This window comes from Archangium lansingense (assembly GCF_026626635.1).
Classification (GTDB): domain Bacteria; phylum Myxococcota; class Myxococcia; order Myxococcales; family Myxococcaceae; genus Archangium; species Archangium lansingense.
In genome coordinates this window covers 577,936-597,518 of the sequence record NZ_JAPNKA010000001.1, presented here as the reverse complement: position 1 = coordinate 597,518, position 19,583 = coordinate 577,936, and the positions used below count along the sequence as shown (strand labels likewise).

Sequence of the window (19,583 nt, the reverse complement as noted above, 5' to 3'; positions counted from 1 at the left end):
TTTGACCCGGCCGGATACCACCACCGGCCGGGTGTTTTTCGCGTCACTCACGTGAAGGAGCGCTCCACGTATGGCGTTGATCGATCGCGTCAAGACACTCTGCGACCGGCTCGCGGGCCACGGCTGGGCGGACCGGCTGAGTCCCTTTGGGTTGGACATCACCGCGGCCTCGCCCACGGCGCTGGCCACCCAGCTCGCCCGAGCCGTGCAGCGGCCCACGGGCAACGAGCTGAAAGGCTTCGAGGACTTCGCCTTCCGGAGCGCGGCTGGCGTCAAGCCCGCCTCGCCCGGCAAGAGCCTGCTCTACCACGCACTGGCCAGCCCCTACGTGCATCCGCGGCCCGGCAACACGCCCGCGCCCTCATCCGAGGCATACCCCACGCTCGAGGAGCTCGACACTCTCGAGAACTACATCTACAGCCTCGCGAGGAGGCGGCTGGCGGACTTCCCCAGCGCCATGCTCGCGGTGTTCGCCTACCAGTACCGGCCCGGCGAGCGCAGCCCGCATGGTCTGCACGCGGACATGGCCTTCTCCCGCACGGGAGTGGCCCGTGTTGGCACCCGTCCTCCCCGCTACGATGCGGCACGGCGTAGCTTCTGGGTGGAGCCGGAAGACGGCGGTGATGGGCTCGCCGTCCTCCCCGCTCGCTACGGCGCCTTCTTGTGCGTGTCGGGGCGGCCGAGCACCCAACGGGTGGTGCTCGACCCCGTGCAGGGAGACAACCTCCTCAACTTCCTCTTTCCCGTGCACAAGCTCTTCCCCGGGGACGAGTGCCTCGTGGGGGAGACACTCACCGAGGCGGAGCTCGTCTTCGACGAGTACCACCGCAACGAGAAGCTGCGCCGCGTCCACACGAATGGTCGCATTCCCGCGTTGCCGCAGTTCGACATCGGCCGGACACCGTTCGTGCGCCAGTCGGGAGATGACGATGCGCTGGTGGGCGAGCAGCGGGTGGGAGCCAGCGTGCTCATCGTTCCCGTGCACCACCCGGCGCTCGTGAGGACGGTGACGCAGACCGTGGCGGGGCGCGAGGAGTTGGTGCGCTTCCGCGTTCCCCGGAGGCAGCGCGTCACCTTCGGGCAGGACTCGCGCGAGACGCGCTTCTGGACGAGCTTTGACACCATCTCCGGTGGACCGGCGGGCCGGCGCGCCCCCGAGTACGTCAACATCCGCCACCGGGTGACGCTGGGCCCCGGAGGCACCTTTGTGCTCGAGGACCTGAGCGGTCCGCTCGCTGGTGGGAACTTCCTCCCGGAGGCTGAGTTCCTCGCGCTGGTAGATCGCGGAGGGTACGAGGCCGCTCACTTCACGGACGACACGTGCGACGGGTCCGTGGCTGTCCGAGTGAGTGGGCTGAGTCGACCGCTCGGGACGACGCTGCCGGCCTACTCGCTCGTGACGGCACCGGACTTCTTCCCGCTCGCGGATCAGTTCGAGGTCGCCGCCTGGGTCGAGACGCTGCCAGACCCGCACTTCCGACAAGGCGGACCCAAGCCCCTGAGCCGCGGACGGGACAGCGTCAATCCGGACCTCCAGCGACCCGGGCAGCCGGACACCAAGGCCTTTCGCCGCAGCGACAGGACGCTGACGGCCGTAGTGGGACCTGGGGCCGTAGGCAGCGCCCAGGCCGGTGAGCGGACGGCGGTGCTCGTCACCTGGCTGCCAGATGGAGCCTCCGGCGTCTTCGCCCCGGGTTGGGATGTGGCGCTCGGCAATGATGACCTGGGGAGCTTCACCGCGTCCTTCGGCCTGGGCAGCCCCTTCCCCGAGGATGCCAAGCTGTGCGCGGCGCTGAACTCCTTCTGGCCCGCGGTGGCTCCCGATGCCTCGCGGACGTTCAACGAGGCCCCCATGGGCAAGCCAATGCTCGACTCCGAGCTGGGCTACCACCCGCAGCACCCGCGCGTCCTGGCCGGAGAGGTCACCTCGTCACTGGGATGGGATGGTGAGCATGGCCCCTTCCTCTTCCAGGAAGGGGGGCGGTGGTTCATGAACTTCGCCAACCGCTTCCGCTCCGACTACGTCTCCAATGCGCTGAAGGGGCGGATGCGGCTCGGCCCGCTCGCGCACGTGACAGCCCCGGAGCTCATCGCACGGATGGAAGCGCTGCGCTTCTGCATCAAGCGCGTGGTGCCTCCAGCGGGAGACACAGTCCCCACCTCCACCCTCGTGCTGGTGACGACGGAGAAGGTGGAGGACTGGGCGGTGGGGCCACCGAGGGACGCCGCGCTGAGTGGCCCGGGCTATCTGCTCGTCTTCGTCGAGACTGCGAGTCAGGAGGAGGCCATTCCCAACACTCCGCGCCGGAGGGACCAGGTCCTGCGGCGCTTCACCTGCCGCGTCTCACGCTCGGCGGTCCGCTTCCAGGTGGATGATGGGCCCTTCACGCTCATCCCCCGCCCGCCCGGGGTCGTCTGAGTCCCCGGAACACCTGTCATGGACGGGGCCTCGGACGTCGTCATCGTAGGAGCGGGTCCCGCCGGATGCGCGGCGGCCATCGGCTGCGCTCGAGCCGGGCTGCACGTGCGGCTCCTCGATGCGGCCCGCTTCCCGAGGGAGCTTCCGGGAGAGACGCTGCACCCGGGAGTGGAAGCGCTCTTGGAGCGGCTGGGTGTGGCTGCCGAGGTCCGGGCCGCGGGCTTCCCACGCCATGAGGGCATCTGGACGCATTCTCCCGAGGGGCGTGTCTTCACCCCGTATGGGGCCGATGCAGACGGTCCGTGGCGTGGCTTCCAGGCCTGGCGCGCCGAGTTCGATGCGCTCCTGCTGCGGCGCGCGGTGGCACTGGGCGTCGAGGTATTGCAACCCTGCCGGGCCCTCCAGCCGCTCGTCGAGCAGCAGCGAGTGGTGGGCGTGGAGACGCCCCAGGGACTCCAGCACGGCCGGTTCGTGGTCGATGCCAGCGGCCGGGGACGCTGGTTCACCCGGAAGCAAGGGCTCGCCAGGAGCGTGGACTCGCCGTTCCTGCTTGCCCGGTATGGCTATGTACATGGCCACTTCATGGAGTTTGACGAGCACCCATCCCTGCGCTGGGAGCCGGACGGTTGGGAGTGGATCGCCCAGGTCCGTCCGGGGCTCTACGCGTGGACACGGCTGTCACTCCAGGCCGACCTGCGGACACGAGCGGACCTGCCCCAGGCCCTGCGCACGGGCAGAGCCACTGGCGCGCCACGCGGGGCGGAGGTCACCTGGAGCTGTGTCGAAGCCCCGGCCGGAGACGGCTACTTCATTGCCGGAGACGCTGCGGCGGTGGTGGACCCCGCCTCCTCCCAGGGGGTCCTGCGCGCCCTGATGCAGGGGATGATGGCCGCACACCTCATCACCGCCTGCGTGAAGGAAACAGTCCATGAGACCGAAGCGGCCCGCTTCTACCGGGGCTGGGTCCGCGACCTGTACCAGCGGTCCTCCTCCGCGCTGCGCGCACGGTACGCAGCCATGCCCGGCGCTCCGCCCTGGGCCGCGAGCTCGCAAAAGTTGTCCAACAGTTGGACAAGTTCGTAAAGAGCGCGCCCGGGAGGCCGCCGGTGGACTTCAGCTCAGGCGCCCACGGGTCCCAGGTCGGTCGGCTGGCCACGGACCCATTGCACGCCCCGCTGCGCCCGGTAGTCGGTGAAGAGGGACGCGAGGATGGTGCTCGCCCCCACGAGGACGTGCACCCAGGTGGCCCACCGGCTCCGGCGCGCACCTCCGAAGAGGAAAGGCGCGGCGATGACGCCGAAGCTCCACACGTAGTCGATGGCCTCGTGCACCTCGATGGGGATGAACTTCACGAGGCTCAGCTTGTAATCGGTGAGCAGCGACACACCCAGGCCCGAGCACCCCAGCACCAGGCTCGCGGTGCGGGCAGCGCCTAAGCCAGACAGCAGCCCCACCCCGGTCACCAGCACCGCGCCCTTGTAGTCCATCACCGAGTGGACGTTCTGCGGGATGCGCCGGCGCAGGGGCAGCTTGTCCAGCAGGGGCATCGCGGGGATTCCGGCTGCCGCGCTCCGGTCGAACAGGCCCTTGTGCTCGCTCACCGAGACGGGGACATGGGTCAGTTCTCGCGGATGCTTCGGTTCCGGCGGGTGAATAGGCTCCATGCCTCAAGGGTAGGCACCCACGTGGCGCCTCACCGCCCCCACGCTGTCCGCCCGCCTGGAGTCCAACCGTTCATGCGCGGCCTGATGCGCATACGATGAGAGGATGCCCCCTCCCGACTCCTCCCTCCAGCGCGTCCCCCATGCCGGCATCTGGCTCGATAGCTTCAGCCTGACGCCCGTCCCAGGAGGCGCGCTCCTCATCGGTGGAGGGGAGTGGCACCGTGATGGCATCGGCACCACGCCCCGGGTGGCCACCCTCGTTGCGCTCTGGGACTCCGCAAAGCGGGCTTGGGTCGAGTTCCCTCCCCTTCCCCACCCAAGGCAGGACCATGCCGCAGTGGCCCTCCCAGATGGGCGCGTGCTGATCGCCGGAGGGCGCGGCGCCTCGAGTCCGGATATGGCGGCCACCCTCGTCTGGGAGCCGGGAACCCGGAACTTCCGCGAGGGCCCTCCGCTCCTCGCGGCCCGTTCGCATCCCATCGCCGTGGTACTCCCGGATGGCGCAGTGCTGGTGCTCGGCTCCGATTTTGATGACGACATGGAGCGCGGGACTCGCGCGGAGTTGCTGCGGCCCGGAGCCAGCGCCTGGGAACCCGCCGGGCAGGCGGTCCGCATCTTCCACCCGGGGCCCGTGTGCGTGAGCGGCGAGCGCGTGCTCATCGCCGGTGGCCGGGACAACGGCTCCGGCTTCGCCATCATCGACGGCGTCCACATCGCGCCGCCCTTGGATCAAAGCACCGAAATCTGGGAGCGCGAGGGCCGGACCTGGCGCGTGGCAGGGCCTTTGACGGAATCCCGCGACGAGGCCAAGGGTGTCACGCTCTCGGACGGGCGAGTGCTCGTCGTCGGCGGCTGGCGCCAGGGCACTCCCCTCGCCACCGCGGAGGTGTGGGACCCTCGCACGGAAAGCTGGAGCCCGGCCGGTACACTCGCCACTCCGCGTTCCTCATTCACCCTCACCGCGCTCCCCCATGGGCGCGCTGCTGTGTCCGGTGGGCTCGTGGAGACGTTCCAGGCTACGGACTCGGTGGAGATATGGGACCCGACTCGCGGCACATGGTCCCCGGGCCCCTCGCTCGCTCGCGCCCGCGCGGGTCATCTGCTCGCCGAGCTGGGACCTGGGGTCTTCCTCGTGGTCGGTGGTTCTCGGTCTCCCACCGATGGGGAACCGGAGACCTTCTCGGAAGTCTGGCACTCGGAGTCGTGACGGGCCCGCAGTAGATGGGGTTCAACCCGGGGCCCGGGTACCCTCACCCCGTCCCTCTCCCGGGGGGAGAGGGGAGATTGGCTCTTGGGTGATTGGGTTGCTGGGTGTTGGGTTGGATTGGGCTCAATCGGGTTCCGTGTCCGTCACCTTCTCGCCCAGGCTCTGCAACCTCGAGTAGAGGCGCCGACGCGTGATTCCCAGCAGCTTCGCCGCTGCCGTCTTGTTCCCCCCTGCCCTCTCCAGCGCCGCGTACAGCAGCTCCCGCTCGAAGGCGTCCAGGTTGAAGCCCTCCCCCAACACGTCCGCCGCCCGCACGTCCTTGCCTCCTCCTCGTGACAGCGAGGGGCCTCCCGCTCCCAGGTGCTCCGCCAGGATGTCTCCCTCTCCCGACAGGATGAGCGAGCGCTCCAGCGCGTTCTCCAGCTCGCGCACGTTGCCCGGCCAGCCGTACCCCGTCAGTCGCGCCTCCGCCTCCTTCGACAGCTTCGACGCCGGCAGCCCCTTCCTCGCCAGCACCGCGTGCGCCAACGGCACCAGGTCCTCCTTGCGCTCGCGCAACGGCGGCACTTCGATGCTGAAGACGTTCAGCCGGTAGTAGAAGTCCTCTCGGAATCGGCCCTCGCGCACCGCCGCCGCCAGGTCCCGGTTCGTCGCCGCAATCACTCGCACGTCCACCTTGCGCGCCTGCGTGCTGCCCAGTGGCACGAACTCCCGCTCCTGCAGGAAGCGCAGCAGCTTTACCTGCGTGGCCGGTGTCACCTCGCCAATCTCGTCCAGGAACAGTGTCCCCCCGTCCGCCGCCGCCAGGTGCCCTGCCTTCTTCTCCGTCGCCCCCGTGAAGGCGCCCTTCTCGTGGCCGAACAGCTCCCCCTCCAGCAGCGTCTCCGGCAGCGCCGCACAGTGCACCTCCACCAACGGCCCCGCCGCGCGCTTGCTCGAATAGTGGATGAGTCTCGCCAGCTGGCTCTTTCCCGTGCCGCTCTCCCCCAGCAGCACCACGCTCGCGTCGCTCGCCGCCACCTGCTTCGCCGAGGCCAGCGCCTGCTTCATCCGGGGGCTCTCCGCCACCAGCTCCGGCGTGAGCCGCCGCACCAGCCGCTCGCTCTTTGCCTCCGATGCGCGCTGCTCGGCCAGCCGCCTCACCCGCAGCCGCACCTCGTCCATCGCGAAGGGCTTGGTGAGATAGTCCGCCGCGCCTCCCTTCATCGCCGCCACCGCGTTCTCGGCGGTGCCGTACGCCGTCATCATCACCACCGCTGGCGGCGTGGGCAGCGCCTGCGCCGCCTTCAACACCTCCAGCCCTCCCACCTCCGGCATCATCAAGTCCGTCAGCACCACGTCGAAGCCCCGCCGCACCAGTTCCACCAGCGCCGCGCGTCCCCCCGTCACCCGCGCCACCTCGTGCCCGTCCAGCTCCAACGCCTCGGCCACCAGCTTCCCCAGCTTCACCTCGTCATCCACCACCAACACCTGCGCCATGCTTCACCTCACTCGTCCGATGACCTCGGAGCCGGATGGCTGATCACCGCCCCGCCCCGCTGTGTGGCCAGGAGCCCGAGTGCCCCCTGCCCCGCCTGGTTGATCAATTTCGGACACCTGCGTGTTCTCTACCGGCAATGACGCAGAGCGGCACCTGCCTATCTTCGGTGCCCTCTCCCCTGCCGTTGCCAGTTCAACCCAATCACTACGCCGAGGTCCGATTGTCGACTGTGTACGAAGCGCCGGGACAGAAGGGCAGCAAGGTTCAGTACCTCCCCCGTTATGGGAACTACATTGGTGGTGAGTTCGTCCCGCCCGTGAAGGGGCAGTACTTCGAGAACATCACCCCCGTCACCGGCAAGCCGTTCTGCGAGGTTCCCCGCTCCACCGCCGAGGACGTCGAGAAGGCGCTCGACGCGGCCCACAAAGCCAAGGCCGCCTGGGGCCGGACGTCGCCCACCGCGCGCGCCGACATCCTCAACAAGATTGCTGACCGGATGCAGGCCAACCTGGAGATGCTCGCCGTCTCCGAGACGTGGGACAACGGCAAGCCCATCCGCGAGACGCTCGCCGCGGACCTGCCGCTGGCCATCGACCACTTCCGCTACTTCGCCGGCTGCCTGCGCGCCCAGGAGGGCAGCCTGGCCGAGCTCGACGAGCACACCGTCGCGTACCATTTCCACGAGCCGCTCGGCGTGGTGGCTCAAATCATCCCCTGGAACTTCCCGCTGCTGATGGCGGCGTGGAAGCTGGCGCCCGCGCTGGCCGCCGGCAACTGCGTGGTCATCAAGCCCGCCGAGCAGACCCCCGTCACCATCCTCAAGTTCGCGGAGCTGGTGGGCGACCTGCTGCCTCCCGGCGTGCTGAACATCGTCAACGGCTTCGGCATCGAGGCCGGCAAGCCCCTGGCCAGCAACAAGCGCGTGGCCAAGGTGGCCTTCACCGGTGAGACGACCACGGGCCGCCTCATCATGCAGTACGCCTCGGAGAACCTCATCCCCGTGACGCTGGAGCTGGGCGGCAAGTCGCCCAACATCTTCTTCGCGGACGTGTTCGCGCAGAACGACGACTTCGCGCAGAAGGTGCTCGAGGGCTTCGCCATGTTTGCCCTCAACCAGGGCGAGGTGTGCACCTGTCCCTCGCGTGCCCTCGTGCAGGAGCGCATCTACGAGGAGTTCATGCAGAAGGCCATCGAGCGCACCAAGCGCATCGTCCAGGGCAACCCGCTCGACCCCAAGACGATGATCGGCGCGCAGGCCTCCAACGACCAGTTGGAGAAGATCCTCTCGTACATCGACATCGGCAAGAAGGAGGGCGCGAAGGTGCTCACCGGCGGTGGCCGCGCCAACCTGTCCGGCGCGCTCGCCGAGGGCTACTACGTGGAGCCCACCATCTTCGAGGGCACCAACAAGATGCGCATCTTCCAGGAGGAGATCTTCGGACCGGTGGTGTCGGTGACGAAGTTCAAGGACATGGAGGACGCGCTGGCGGTGGCCAATGACACGCTCTACGGCCTGGGCGCGGGCGTGTGGTCGCGCGACACGAACACGGCCTACCGCATGGGCCGCGCCATCCAGGCGGGCCGCGTGTGGGTGAACTGCTACCACCTCTACCCGGCGCACGCGGCGTTCGGCGGCTACAAGCAGTCGGGCATTGGCCGCGAGACGCACAAGATGATGCTCTCGCACTACCAGCTGACGAAGAACATGCTGGTGAGCTACGACCCGAAGCCGATGGGCTTCTTCTAGGCCAGAGCCGAGGAACCACTGAATGAGCATCGAGCGCGTTGCCGTCACCCCCGCCGCCGAGGACCTGCTGCGCAAGCTGCAGGGGGTTCACGGCCCCCTGATGTTCCATCAATCAGGAGGGTGCTGCGACGGCAGCGCGCCCATGTGCTTCCCGAGGAACGAGTTCAAGGTGGGCCACGAGGACGTGTTCCTCGGCACCATCGTGGACACGCCCTTCTACATCAGCGGTCCTCAGTTCGAGTACTGGCAGCACACCCACCTGACGGTGGACGTGGTGAAGGGGCGCGGGAGCGGCTTCTCCGTGGAGGCGCCCGAGGGCGTGCGCTTCCTCATCCGCTCGCGCGTCTTCACCGACGACGAGTACTTCACCCTGAAGCAGGCAGGCCCGGCCCCGCGAGGGCCCCAGCACGGCTGAATCCGAGCGGAGTTCCCACCCACGCCGCGTTCAGGGGGAGATGCGGCTCTCGAAGGCATCCAACTGGGAGAGGCGAGCCGTGCAGGACGCCACCCTCTCGCAGCGGGTGCTCTTCAGGGTCACGCTGCTCTGGATGGACAAGGTGCCCTCGACGGAGGGCATGTCCTCCGGTATCTGCACCCTCAATTCCGAGCCCTCCAGCCGGTGAGGTAGCGAGCGCGTGTGCTGGTTGTTCGTATCACCCGCCACGCGGAAGAAGACGCTCATCACCGAGAGCGCATCCGCGGGATGGCCCCAGCTGAAGGTGAGCTCTTCGCCGGGCTTCGGGGACGACGGCTCGCCACGCACCGGGAGGAAGTTGTGTCCGGCCACGAAAGCGTCGGGTACCTCCATGGAGAGCGCGAGCTTGCTGGTGGGCTGGGTGATGCGCAGCCGCGCCATGCTCCCCTCCGCCCATGTTTCAGGGGCAAGCGTGCCGTAGGACAGGGGATTGCTGCAGTAGACGCCCCCGGAGTAGGGCGGCGGGGTGCGGTAAACCCGGCGCTCGCCGAGGGTGAGGACGGAGAGAGGCTGGTCATTGAGCGAGAACGTGGTACCCGCTGGGGCCACGTCGCAGGCCTTGGTGGAGACCTGGACCTGCACGTTGATGGTGCTCTCGCCGCCTTGCGAGAACCGGGACATATATAACTCCAGCGTGCCGGTGCTGAAGTGGGACAGGTTCGCTTTGGGCTCGCGCGCCTCCTCGCTCTCTTCTTCGAGTCCGCAACCCGAGAGGGCCAGGAGGGCGGCCGACGCCAGGACGGCCACCCGGGTTCGCTCATGCAGGGCATTCAGCAAGGTGTCTCTCCTCATGCGCCCGGCCTCGTTGCACCCGCCATGCCGCAACGCATCTTCGAGGAAGGCGCCGGGCCCGCCAGCGAAGTTGTGCAGGCCCCTGCGCATCTCCGTTGTGCACCCGCGCACCGGGAGAGACAGCGCCACCGGCCCGCGAGGTGCGTCCGCGCCCAGCAGTCAACGCGCGCCCGGGAGTCAGCGGGCCTGATGCGCCGCGGGCAGCCGCACCTCGAAGGTGCTGCCTTTGCGCTGCTCGGGCACCAACACCACCGTGCCACCGTGCCGCTCCACCAGCCGACGGCACAGCGCCAGGCCCAGTCCCGTTCCGTTCGCCTTCCCCGTGACGAACAGGTCGAAGAGTCGCTCGCGGACTTCCTTCGGCACTCCCGGCCCGTCGTCCTCCACGCGCACCCGCACCGCGCTCCCGTCCGGTTGCGCCGCCAGCCGCACCTCGCCCTCTCCCTGCGCCTGCGCCGCGTTCTGCAGGAGGTTGGCGAACACCTGTCTCAGTCGCCCCGCGTCTCCCTCCACCGGCGGCAGTTCCGCGAAGCTCCGACGCACCTTCACTCCCGGGAAGGCCGCCTCCGTCGCCCTCGCCGCCTCCTCCAGCACCTCGGACAGCGCCACCCGCTGCGCCGCCAGCGGCCGGTCCGCGCTCAGGTCCAGCAGGTCCTCCGTCAGCCGGCGCAGCCGCTCCACCTCGCCCAGCACGTCCTCCAGCGACTCCTTGTCTCGCTCCGAGAGCTTCGCCCCGCTGCGCTCGCGCATCAGCTCCACCGTGCCGCGGATGACGCCTAGCGGATTGCGAATCTCATGCGCCGCCATGGCCGCCATCTTCGTCAGCGCCTCGCCTCGCGCCGCCTTCGCCGCCGCCTCGCGCCGCGCCCGCTCGTCCCGCAGCCACCGCGCCGCCACCAGCGCCAGCGCCAGCGCCCCCACCGTCGATAGCGCCACCCCGCCCCATAGCGCGCGCCGCAGCGACTCGCGCGCATTGGAGAAGGCTCGCCCTGCCTCCAGCACCAGCACCGACTCCACCTGCCCCCCGCGCCCGCGCACTGGGAAGTAGCCTACCGTCACCTGAAGGTCGCCCATCGCGTAGCCCGCCCCCACCCGCGTCTCTCCCGCCAGCGCAGCCTCCACTCCCGCCGGGTCCGTGCGCAGCAGATCCACCCGCCTGCGCGCCGGCCCCGTGGCGTCCGCAGGCACCGACAGCTTCCGGTCCACCACGTACACCCCGTCCAGCGCGTTGGCCCGCATCAGCGCCTCCAGCCGCTCGGGCGAGGCCGGCGTGTCCGTCAGCAGCAACGCGGCGGACGCTCCCGCGCCCCGCAGCCGCGCATCCAGTGACTGCTCCAGCGCCGCGCTGCCCGCACGGTAGAGGGCCAGCGTCGCCGCGAGCGCTCCCACCAGTCCGAGCGTCGCGAGCCCCAGCGGGCCCAGCGCGCGTGAGGTGAGCCGCGCCATCAGTACAGCCCTCGCGACCACACCAGCCCCAGCCCACCGGTGAAGCGGCCATAGGCGAGCTCAGGGATGTTGGAGGACGCGCCGCGCCAGCCCACCGAGGCCTGCACGCTCCAGTTCCTCGCCACGTCCCACTCTAACACCGCACCTGCGTCGAGGGAGCCGTCCTCACGGCGAGCCCCCAGCGGGTTGTCGAAGTTCTGGTAACCGCGCAGGGAGTAGCCCATATCCCCCAGTATGCGCAGCCCCGGGCGCAGGCCCAGGCGCAACCCGGCGCGGGGGCCGTGCTCGAAGAAGCCGAGCGCCAAGTCATACGTCCTCAGCAGGCCGCCGGACCAGCCCGCCGACACAGTGAGGGACTCGGTGGGGCTCCACTCCACGTCCAGCCGCGCCGTGCTCCGCCACCCGGAATAGCCTTCATACGTAGCGTCGAGGAAGCCCTCGCGGCGCACGGCCGCCGAGCCCTCCACCACCACTGGGCCCACTGGCGCGCGCGCGGCCCCCTGCAACCGGTGCGCGAGCAGGTACGGCGCCCCTCCGAGGGCCAGGTAATCCAGGCCGTACTCCGCGGACAGTTGCAGCACCGGACCCAGGTGCGCCCAGCCCAACGCGCCTCCTGCTCCCGCCAGGTCGAAGCCGTGGAATCGCAGGTGGCCCCGGTAGTTACCGGAGACGCGTGCGTATGGCCCCCGCTGGCCCCAGGGACGCAGGCGCAGCTCGGCGAGCCCCATGCCTACTCCGTCCGCGCTCCCTCCCTGCCGCCGCGTGCCGTCCGGCGCCAGGTCCACGTTGGAGTCGTACTCGCTCCCCAGCCGCACCGTCAGCGCCACCCGCCCCTCTCGCGCGGCCTGCAGACGCAGTTCCTCGGCGCGCCTCGCGAGCCCTTCGTCTGAAGACACCACCGCCGCGTTAAAGAAGGTACCCGCCTCGCTCGCGCGCCCCTCGCGCAGGGCGAGCACTCCGAGGAAGAAAGAGGCCGTGTCCACCAGCTCCGGCTCGGAGAGGGCCTCGTGGAAGGCCACCGCCGCGGCCTTGTCCTCACCGCGCTCGAAGAGGGAGAGGCCGGAGAGCAGCGACGCCGCCGCGGCCTCCGCTTGCTCCTCGGCCGTGTCGCTCTGACAGAGTGACTTCAGGGCCTTCCGCGCCCGGGCGTTGCGAGGGTCCCTGCGCAGCACTTCGCGCCAGGCGATGAGTGCCGTCTCCCTGTCTCCCGCGGCCTGCTCGGTCTCGGCCACCTCCACGTAGAGCGCGGCGGCGGCTGGATCCGGCGTGGCCAGAGGAGTCACCGGCCCGCAGAGGCCGGGCTGGGCGAGCAGCGCGGCCACCAGGAGGCCCAAACTCACGGACTGCGTCCCCCCACCAGCGGAGCAGGCCGCTCGGACAGCGCGCCCAGCGCGTCACGGGCCTCAGCGAGCCGGTAGCTGTCCTCCCGCTTTCCGGCCAGTCGCACCGCTTCCTCCAGGAAGTGCGCGGCGAGTACTGAGCGCCCAGAGGCTCGCACCTGGGCGGCGCGCACGTGGTACCAGTCGATGGAGGCGGGCGTAGGCGTCGAGCGGAAGAGGGCGGCGATGTCTCCGCGCAGCTTGCGCACCTGCTCGCCAATGCGCGGCCCGGAGGCATCTCCCACCGCGTCCAGGAGCGTGTCCGCGCACAGGTAGAGGCGCGCCTCGTAACAGGCCAGCGCGTGGTAGTAGTCGAGCAGCGCGTCCCGCGCGTCCGGAGCCGTCTTGCGTGCGGTGGAGAAAGCCTCCAGCGCCTCCTCGGCGCGGCCGAGCTTCACCAGGGACGCGGCGATGTACCAGTCCGCCTCGCCGTCGGTGCCCAGGCGCTGGGCCACCTTGAACTCCACCAGAGCATTGGCGAAGCGGCCCTCGCGGAAGTGGCGAGCCCCCTGAAGCAAGTGGGGTGTCGCATCCTGGGGTGTGGCCGCCGTGAGCCCAACGAACAGGGCGAGGCAAAGCGCGAGACGCTTCACGCGAGGATCTCTATCACGGACCCCGGACGGGTTGCGGCTGTGCCGGCCGGCCGTTCCCCGGGCTGTCGGGCTTGGGGTCCTTGTTCTTGCGCACCTGCTCGGCGCGAGAGCGGCCCGCTGCGTCCTGTACATCCGAGCCTCCTCCCGCGGCGCCCAACGCGGCAGCACGCGCGGCCTTGATGCTCTGCCCGGGAGGAGTCCGCTCGCTCATGCGCGCAGCGCTCTCCGAGGCCTCGCGGCGGGCCTTTTCAGAGGACTCACCGCGGGTGCGCGCCGCCGCGTCCCGGCGAGAACCCTGCGTGGCGGTGTCCCGAGCCGGCTCGGCTACAGAGGAGGAAGCCTCAGGCAAGCGGGGCAGCTGCGCCGGGAGCGAAGCCTGCACCTCGAGCGCCTCGAGGATGGCAGCCCGGGGCTCCTGACGGCGTGGCGGTTCCTCGGCGCTGGCGCCCGCGGCCCACAACGAGATGGCGAGAATGAGGAGCCCGCGCATGACCGCCTCCACGACGCGCCCCAGGGAGAAGACGCACCCGGGAGCCTAGCATTCTCCGTGCCGGGCACCGGCTCCCCGGCAATGCGCCTGTCTGCTTCCGAAGCCTGCACCATCTGGGACACCCGCCTGTACCAACCGGTACATCCAGGCCCACCCGCCCTCTCCATGAAATACACGACTTCCAGACTGCACTGGGAGCGTACACTCGACGATCTGGCTCATTCCCCCTCGGAGCTCCGCATGTCCCTGCCCAAGATTCTCTCGCGCCGCCCCTGGCTGATGCTGCCCGTGGCGCTGACCCTCGCCTGTGGTGGACCCCTGGTCTTCGATGAGTCCCCCGAGGAAGCGAGCGTGGAGCAGGCTCCCCTCACGACACTGGCAGATCCCACGGCGTGTAGCGCCAACGCTGGGGCCGGTCCCTTCCGCGTCTACATGTCCACCACCGGCAATGACGCCAATACCGGGCGCGCGTCGAGCAGTCCCGTCCTCACCCTGAGCCGGGTGCAGGACATCATCCGCTCCGCGGCCCCCACCTGCCCCACCGAGGTGCGCATCGGGACAGGCACCTACTACGGGCAGTCCGTGACGTGGACCTACGTGTCGGGCCATGAGATCAAGTTCATGCCGGCCGATGGCACCAGCGCCGTGCGTCCCGTCTTCGATGGCTGCTCGTCGGCGAGCGGCGCGTGCACGCAGCGCACGTGGTTCGCGCTCGGCAATTCCTCCGGCGTCCCGTCGAAGCTGCACTTCTGGTACGTCCGCGTCCAACGCTACAGCACCGCCATCAGCTTCAATGGCCAGCGAGACAACCTGGCGGGCTTCAACGGCGGCAACCGCATCTACGGCTGCTACTTCGATCAAATCGGCAATGGCTGGGCGGGCGCCACGAGCCATGAGCCCAGCACGGCGGCCGTGCGGCTGGTGAACTCGGACGACAACATCATCGAGAACAACCACTTCTACAACATCACCAACTCGGCCAGCCCGGGCCTCCTCCACGCCATCTACGTCGCGCACAAGTCGGATCGCAACTCCATCCAGCGCAACGTCTTCGAGCGCGTGTCGGGGGATGCCATCCGCATCCGCGACTACTCCAACTACAACATCATCAACGCGAACCGCATCACCCGGGCCGGCGCCTATGGGTATTCGGAGTGGCTCTGCGACGCGGCCCAGCGCACCGACTGCACCCTGGCCACCGAGTGCCGCTCGTACCAGAACGAGTTCCGCGACAACACGCTGGATGGAACCTACTCCTGCCAGCCCATGCCCACCTGGGTGTACTACCAGACGGACTACCCGGCGAACTGCACGCGCACGCAGCTCGACCCGCGCCTGCGCACCAGCGGCAACGTGCAGACCGCCACGCCCTGCTCGCTGTGAGGCCTCCTCGCGCGGAAGCCCCGCCCCCCGCCGGAGATGGTTGACAGAGGCAACTATTTCGTTGACGCTGCCATGCATCAGGCCGTGCCCGCTCCGAGGTGCCGAGGATGTCCGACAAGGGAGTCGCCCAGCGCGTGGAGGCAGTGAGGCGCTTCAACCGCTTCTACACCCAGAAGATTGGTGTCCTTCAGGAAGGGCTGTTGGAGAGCCCTTTCTCCCTCTCCGAGGTGCGCGTGCTCTACGAGCTCGCCCACCGTGAGGAGCCCACGGCCACGGAGCTCGGCCGGGAGCTTGGCCTCGACGCCGGCTACCTGAGCCGCATCCTCAGCCGGTTCGAGAAGAAGGGCTTCCTCCGCAAGACGCCCTCCAAGGCCGATGGACGGCGAAGCCATCTCCAGCTCACACGGCAAGGCCGAAATGCCCTCGCCCCGCTCGACGCGCGCTCGAGCGCCGAGGTCACCCGGATGATGGCTGGGCTGTCTCCCGCCGGGCAGCGGCGACTGGTGGAGGCGATGCACACCATCGAGGAGTTGCTCGGTGCGAAGGCCGAACCGAAGGCCCCGTATCTACTCCGGCCGCATCAGTCAGGAGACCTGGGTTGGATCGTCCAACGCCACGGCGTGCTGTACTCCCAGGAGTACGGCTGGGACGAGCGCTTCGAGGCCCTCGTGGCCAGCATCGTCGCGGAGTTCATCCAGAAGCTGGATCCGAAGCGCGAGCGCTGCTGGATAGCGGAGAAGGACGGCGAGCCCGTCGGCTCCGTGTTCCTGGTGAAGAAGTCGAAGACGGTCGCCAAGCTTCGCCTGCTCCTGGTCGAGCCCTCCGCGCGAGGGCTGGGCATCGGCTCGCGGCTGGTGGACGAATGCGTGCGCTTCGCCCGTCAGGCCGGCTACCTCAAGGTGGCGCTGTGGACGAACAGCGTGCTCCTCGGCGCTCGGCACATCTACGCGGCGGCGGGTTTCAAGCTCGTCCACTCGGAGCCGGACCCCCTCTTCGGCGAGGGTCAGGTGGGCGAGACGTGGGAGTTGGCCCTCTGAGGTTCAGGTCTGGGCGAGCCTGTCTTGCACGCTCCGCAGGAGCGTCTCTGTCTCGGGGTCTGGGGTTGTTCTTCTTCGCTGTGCTTCCTGAAGCAGCCCGAGCGCATGGCCCAGCCGGTGTGCGGCGCCCTCTGTGTCTCCTCGCTGCTGGAGGAGGTCCGCCTCCGTACTCACCAGCTTTGCCAGTGCTTTGATCTTCTCCGGGTGCTCCAGCAACCCCGCCACCGAGCCCGCATCGATGGTGATGAGCATCCGGTACTCCATCCCGAAGAGGGACAGGCTCGCATGGTGGACGAGGTCGAGCGCCTCCTCCGTCTTCTGGCTCTTCCCCGCCTTGATGATCGCCGCGAGCGCCGCCACCAGCCGCTCGATCATTCGCTCGATGAAGTCCTCGCGGATTCCAGCCATGGGCAACGGTCCTCTGGGGAGAGACCCTCCGATTGGGAAGGCTCCTCAACCTAAGGGTCTCTTCCGCGTTGGCAACCCGGACTTGGGTGGGAACCCGGGATCCTCGATACCCTCACCCCGTACCTCTCCCGGAGGGCGAGGGGAAATTGACGGGGAGATGGTCTGGTCTGGTCTGGTCTGGTCTCAGGGTTTCTGGAACCACGGCATCATCGCTCGCAACCGGCGGCCTACTTCCTCGATGGGGTGGTGACGGCCTTCCTCCAGCAGCCTCTTGAAATTCGGCCGGCCTGCTGCGTTCTCATCCATCCACTCCTTCGCGAAACGCCCGTCCTGGATCTCCCCCAATACCTCCTTCAGCCTCGCTCGCACCGCCCCGTCCACCACCCTCGGGCCCCGTGTCAGGTCTCCGTATACCGCCGTGTCGCTGATCCGCTCGCGCATCCCCGAGATGCCGTGCTCGTACATCAGGTCCACCACCAGCTTCAGCTCGTGCAGCACCTGGAAGTATGCCACCTCCGCTGAGTAGCCCGCTTCCACCAGCGTCTCGAAGCTCGCTTGCACCAGCGCCGTCATTCCTCCGCACAGCACCGCCTGCTCCCCGAAGAGGTCCGTCTCCGTCTCCTCCCGGAAGCTCGTCTGGAGGACTCCCGCCCTCGTCGCTCCCATCCCCTTCGCGTATGCCAGCGCCCGCTCTAGCGCCTGGCCCGTCGCGTCCTGCTTCACCGCTACAAGGCACGGCACGCCTTGCCCTTCCACGAAGGTCTTACGCACCAGGTCCCCCGGGCCATTCGGTGCGATCATCGCCACATCCACTCGCGCCGGCGGCCGCACCAGGCCGTAGTGGATGGCGAAGCCGTGGTAGTAGAGCAGCAGCTTCCCCGGCGTCAGGTTCGGCTCGATGGACTTGTGGAACAGCTCCGCCTGCGCCAGGTCCGACACCAGCAGCGCCAGTACGTCCCCGCGCATCGCCGCCTCCACCGCGTCCACCAGTTCGAAGCCCTCTGCCTCCGCGCACTTTGCCGCGGGCGTCCCCGGGCGCTCGCACACCACCACGCGCACGCCCGAGTCCCTCAGGTTCAACGCCTGCGCTCGCCCCACGCTGCCATAGTCATACACGGACACCGTTAGCCCGCTCAGAAACCCCAGGTCCGCATCCGCGTCATAGAACACCCGCGCCATCCGTCTCCCCCACGCTCAAATCGGATACACGAGCAGCCCCGGTATCCGGAACGTCTCGTACACCACGTCCATCCGCTCGAAGCGCGGCTCCGGTTCCAGCGCCACCCGCGCCTCCACGTGCCCCACGCTCAGCAGCACCGTCTCGCCGTCCTCCGTCGTCCGGTACACCGCGTAGTTCGCCCGCGCCTCCACGTGCCCCGCTTCCTCCTCTCCCACCCGCACATTCGTGTGCAGGTGCCGGCACACATGCGGCGTGTAGACACAGGCCTTGCGGATCGCCACCACCCGGTCCTCCATCATCGCCCGGCTCGTGCACAGGATGAGGCTCACCGGCAGGCCCTGCTGGTGGTTCTCCCTCGGTATCAGCCGGTACTGTCCCCCCTCCACGAACAGCGCCGGCCAGCGCTCCAGCTCGCCATCGTCCAGCGCCTCCGCGTAGCGGTAGAGCAGGTCTTCCACGGTGCAGCGGATGGTCGGGTCCCTCATGCTCGGCCTCGCTCACACTCCCATCAACGTGCGCCACGTCTTCCAGAAGCCGCGAATGGCCGTCTCGTTGGCCAGGTCCCGCTCCGGCTCGCCGTACTGCACCTGTGTCCCCCCGAGTGCCACGAAGGCCGCGTCCCCTCGCTCCCCCTGGATGCCTCGCTGGACGATCTCCAGCGCCTCCACGTCCTCCAGCGAGATGTACCCCGAGGGCCCCACCAGGTTCGCCTGGAGGATTCGCTGGTTGCGCAGCTCCGGCGTGTCGTCCTCGTACCCCAGCAGCGTCCAGATGAGATCGAAGTCGTTCACGTCCCTCGGCAACACGTGCCGCGTCGCAATGCTGTTGGAGATGCGGTGGATGACCAGGCTGGGGAAGACCGTCTGGATGGAGACCGCGATGTCGTCCTTGAAGTCCGGCAGCTTGCGCATCAGCTCGGGCGCCCGCAGCCGGTAGCCCTTCTGGTACGTGCTGATGCCCTGCTGCTCGTACTCCTCGCGGTGCTCCTCCGCGCCTCCTTTGTAGGAGATCAAGTGCCCGCAGCCGCTCGGCTCCGCCAGCGTCTCGCCCCGCTGAGTCGAGCGGAACAGCCCGAACGTCGCCACGAACAGGTGCAGCAGGCCCGCGTGGTACGGGTCCTTCACGTTCTCGAAGTACAGCTTCCAGTTGGCCCTCACCCGCTGGCGCAGGTAGCCGAGCACCTGCAGCTTCCTCCCATCGAACACCCGTGTGAGCTGCGGCCAGACGCCGCCCAGGTACTCGCGCAGCGGCGGGGTGTCGTCGCGGAAACTCGCGAAGACGAGCCCGTTGAGCACCTCCACCCGCAGCCGGCGCAGGCTCAACGCCTTCATGTCCACGTCCACGCCGCAGTAGCCGCCGTGCCCCTCCACCCCCTGCTTGAAGGGCACCGCACGCAGCGTCCCGTCCGGGTCGTAGCCCCACTGGTGGTAGACGCAGTTGAAGCGCTTGTGCTTGCCGCACGCCTCGTGCAGCACCAGCGCGCCCCGGTGCGAGCAGCGGTTGATGAGCACGTGAACCTGTCCGTCCTTCGAGCGCGACAGGATGACCGGCACGTCCCCGATGTGCGTGGTGCGGAAGCTGCCCTCCTCCGGCACCTCGGCATCCAGCCCCACGTAGTTCCACGTCGGCCCCTGAAAGATGCGCTCCTGCTCACGCTGGAACAGCTCCGCGTCCGTGAAGACCCGGTAGGGCACGTGGGCCGTATCGCCCTCGGGCCAGGGCCAGAAGGGTTCCGCCGAAGGGATGGTGTCCATGAGAGAGTCCCGGACGCGGCGAGCCGGGCCTTGGGCCCAGGGCCTCACCACGGAGAAGGAGTCAGGTCTTCATCTGGGCCACGGGAAGCAGCAGCCCCTCACCCCCGCCCTCTCCCGAATCATGCCCTT

General features: G+C 68.9%; 18 protein-coding genes. 7 read left to right on the top strand and 11 right to left on the bottom strand.

Annotation, left to right across the window (positions count from 1 at the left end; translation table 11 throughout):
* Nucleotides 1-70 precede the first annotated feature (70 nt).
* Both OV287_RS02320 and OV287_RS02315 read left to right on the top strand, forming a co-directional pair.
* Nucleotides 71-2,419 carry a hypothetical protein gene (locus tag OV287_RS02320; RefSeq protein WP_267532320.1) on the top strand — a complete coding sequence of 783 codons (2,349 nt, stop codon included), beginning with the start codon at nucleotides 71-73 and terminating at the stop codon, nucleotides 2,417-2,419.
* Nucleotides 2,420-2,437: 18 nt separating this feature from the next.
* Nucleotides 2,438-3,502 (top strand): NAD(P)/FAD-dependent oxidoreductase, encoded by a 1,065-nt coding sequence (locus OV287_RS02315; protein WP_267532319.1) that lies wholly within the window; start codon nucleotides 2,438-2,440, stop codon nucleotides 3,500-3,502.
* Nucleotides 3,503-3,537: 35 nt separating this feature from the next.
* On the opposite strand, the gene OV287_RS02310 is transcribed toward OV287_RS02315, so the two are convergent.
* On the bottom strand, nucleotides 3,538-4,083 hold the full coding sequence (locus OV287_RS02310; RefSeq protein ID WP_267532318.1) for a hypothetical protein: 546 nt from the start codon (nucleotides 4,081-4,083) through the stop codon (nucleotides 3,538-3,540).
* A gap of 103 nt (nucleotides 4,084-4,186) precedes the next feature.
* Here OV287_RS02310 and OV287_RS02305 point away from each other — a divergent pair, with 103 nt between their 5' ends.
* Complete coding sequence (locus tag OV287_RS02305; RefSeq protein WP_267532317.1) at nucleotides 4,187-5,290, top strand: Kelch repeat-containing protein; 1,104 nt, start codon at nucleotides 4,187-4,189, stop codon at nucleotides 5,288-5,290.
* Nucleotides 5,291-5,413: 123 nt separating this feature from the next.
* Here the strand turns inward: OV287_RS02305 and OV287_RS02300 are convergent, their stop codons facing one another.
* Nucleotides 5,414-6,769, bottom strand: a complete 1,356-nt coding sequence (locus OV287_RS02300; RefSeq protein ID WP_267532316.1) for a sigma-54-dependent transcriptional regulator — start codon at nucleotides 6,767-6,769, stop codon at nucleotides 5,414-5,416.
* Nucleotides 6,770-6,990: 221 nt separating this feature from the next.
* Here OV287_RS02300 and adh point away from each other — a divergent pair, with 221 nt between their 5' ends.
* On the top strand, nucleotides 6,991-8,517 hold the full coding sequence (adh, locus tag OV287_RS02295) for an aldehyde dehydrogenase (protein ID WP_267532315.1): 1,527 nt from the start codon (nucleotides 6,991-6,993) through the stop codon (nucleotides 8,515-8,517).
* A gap of 22 nt (nucleotides 8,518-8,539) precedes the next feature.
* On the top strand, nucleotides 8,540-8,932 hold the full coding sequence (locus OV287_RS02290; RefSeq protein WP_267532314.1) for a DUF779 domain-containing protein: 393 nt from the start codon (nucleotides 8,540-8,542) through the stop codon (nucleotides 8,930-8,932).
* A gap of 30 nt (nucleotides 8,933-8,962) precedes the next feature.
* Here the strand turns inward: OV287_RS02290 and OV287_RS02285 are convergent, their stop codons facing one another.
* The 5 genes from OV287_RS02285 to OV287_RS02265 form a co-directional block, all read right to left on the bottom strand.
* The gene (locus OV287_RS02285) at nucleotides 8,963-9,613 is read right to left on the bottom strand and encodes a hypothetical protein (RefSeq protein WP_267532313.1); all 651 of its coding nucleotides are present in this window, start codon (nucleotides 9,611-9,613) and stop codon (nucleotides 8,963-8,965) included.
* A gap of 348 nt (nucleotides 9,614-9,961) precedes the next feature.
* Nucleotides 9,962-11,230, bottom strand: coding sequence for a two-component system sensor histidine kinase NtrB (locus OV287_RS02280; protein WP_267532312.1), 1,269 nt, complete (start codon nucleotides 11,228-11,230; stop codon nucleotides 9,962-9,964).
* The gene (locus OV287_RS02275) at nucleotides 11,230-12,570 is read right to left on the bottom strand and encodes a hypothetical protein (RefSeq protein ID WP_267532311.1); all 1,341 of its coding nucleotides are present in this window, start codon (nucleotides 12,568-12,570) and stop codon (nucleotides 11,230-11,232) included. Before OV287_RS02275 ends, OV287_RS02280 begins: the two co-directional genes overlap by 1 nt.
* Nucleotides 12,567-13,202: a hypothetical protein gene (locus tag OV287_RS02270; RefSeq protein ID WP_267532310.1), complete on the bottom strand. Its 636-nt coding sequence runs from the start codon at nucleotides 13,200-13,202 to the stop codon at nucleotides 12,567-12,569. The genes OV287_RS02275 and OV287_RS02270 overlap by 4 nt, the downstream gene beginning before the upstream one ends.
* A 13-nt stretch (nucleotides 13,203-13,215) precedes the next feature.
* Nucleotides 13,216-13,692: a hypothetical protein gene (locus tag OV287_RS02265; protein ID WP_267532309.1), complete on the bottom strand. Its 477-nt coding sequence runs from the start codon at nucleotides 13,690-13,692 to the stop codon at nucleotides 13,216-13,218.
* Between the two features lie 240 nt (nucleotides 13,693-13,932).
* Here OV287_RS02265 and OV287_RS02260 point away from each other — a divergent pair, with 240 nt between their 5' ends.
* Together OV287_RS02260 and OV287_RS02255 are read left to right on the top strand one after the other, a co-directional pair.
* Nucleotides 13,933-15,075, top strand: a complete 1,143-nt coding sequence (locus OV287_RS02260; RefSeq protein WP_267532308.1) for a NosD domain-containing protein — start codon at nucleotides 13,933-13,935, stop codon at nucleotides 15,073-15,075.
* Between the two features lie 107 nt (nucleotides 15,076-15,182).
* Nucleotides 15,183-16,112: a bifunctional helix-turn-helix transcriptional regulator/GNAT family N-acetyltransferase gene (locus tag OV287_RS02255; RefSeq protein ID WP_267532307.1), complete on the top strand. Its 930-nt coding sequence runs from the start codon at nucleotides 15,183-15,185 to the stop codon at nucleotides 16,110-16,112.
* A gap of 3 nt (nucleotides 16,113-16,115) precedes the next feature.
* Here the strand turns inward: OV287_RS02255 and OV287_RS02250 are convergent, their stop codons facing one another.
* From OV287_RS02250 to OV287_RS02235, 4 genes are all read right to left on the bottom strand, one after another.
* A complete protein-coding gene (locus OV287_RS02250) occupies nucleotides 16,116-16,520 on the bottom strand; it encodes a hypothetical protein (RefSeq protein ID WP_267532306.1) in 405 nt (134 codons plus the stop codon).
* 183 nt (nucleotides 16,521-16,703) lie between these two features.
* Nucleotides 16,704-17,699, bottom strand: a complete 996-nt coding sequence (ilvC, locus tag OV287_RS02245; RefSeq protein WP_267532305.1) for a ketol-acid reductoisomerase — start codon at nucleotides 17,697-17,699, stop codon at nucleotides 16,704-16,706.
* A gap of 15 nt (nucleotides 17,700-17,714) precedes the next feature.
* On the bottom strand, nucleotides 17,715-18,185 hold the full coding sequence (locus tag OV287_RS02240) for an aromatic-ring-hydroxylating dioxygenase subunit beta (RefSeq protein WP_267532304.1): 471 nt from the start codon (nucleotides 18,183-18,185) through the stop codon (nucleotides 17,715-17,717).
* A 12-nt stretch (nucleotides 18,186-18,197) separates the two neighbouring features.
* Complete coding sequence (locus tag OV287_RS02235) at nucleotides 18,198-19,454, bottom strand: aromatic ring-hydroxylating oxygenase subunit alpha (RefSeq protein WP_267532303.1); 1,257 nt, start codon at nucleotides 19,452-19,454, stop codon at nucleotides 18,198-18,200.
* Nucleotides 19,455-19,583 lie beyond the last annotated feature (129 nt).